At 67.5% G+C, this 726-nt stretch carries 1 protein-coding gene; it reads right to left on the bottom strand.

Annotated features, from left to right (window positions below):
- Positions 1 to 277: 277 nt before the first annotated feature.
- Positions 278 to 726: transposase (locus G6N73_RS36090; protein WP_165034599.1), on the bottom strand; the 449-nt coding region annotated here is incomplete at its 5' end.

The following is a 726-nucleotide window of genomic DNA, read 5'->3' as shown; positions in this document are numbered from 1 at the left end:
TATGTGGACGGCCCCCTGGCTGCAAGAAAGGATTTGACCATGTGTCGGGTCGCTTGCGCTCATATGTCCGGCCTTTTGCGCGATCATTGCGACCGCTGGCCAAGATGGGTTGCGCGGACGGCGAGTTCCAAACACGGACACGGCATTGCCTGCCGGTGAGCACCTCGGAGTGTCTCGCCTGTCCCGGTTCGACCGATCACACCATCTCTTCCTTTGCTTGCAAGTTCCGGCCTTCAGCGTCGCGCGCGAGCACCCGACGCCGAGTTCTTCGCCCCCTTCACGGCCGCGCCGGGGCCGCCAGCGGCAGGACGGCGCCGTTTGCGCGATAGCGCTCGCCGCTCACCATCAGTTTCCAGGCAATGCGCGCCAGCTTGTTGGCCAGGGCCACGGCCGCCAGCTTGGCAGGCTTGCGTGCGATCAGGGCCTCGAGCCAGGGCCAGACCCGTTTGCCTGTGCGCCGCATGTGCTGGATGACCGCCATCGCGCCCGCCACCAGCACGGCGCGCAGCGTCTCGTCGCCGGCGCGGGTGATGACGCCAAGCCGGTTCCTGCCCGCCGTCGAATGGTTCTTCGGCGTCAGCCCGAGCCAGGCGGCGAAATCCCGCCCTGACTTGAAGCCATGCGCATCCGGCACCTTGATCGCCAGAAGCGTTGCGCCGATCGGACCGATGCCCGGCAGGGCGGCCAGCCTCCGGCTCACCTCGTTGGCGCGATGCAGAGCCAGCA

It is taken from the genome of Allomesorhizobium camelthorni, from assembly GCF_011045125.1.
In the GTDB taxonomy this organism is placed as follows: Bacteria; Pseudomonadota; Alphaproteobacteria; order Rhizobiales; family Rhizobiaceae; genus Allomesorhizobium; species Allomesorhizobium camelthorni.
Note: the sequence above shows the minus strand (reverse complement) of the source record. Positions and strands in the feature narration are given on the sequence as shown.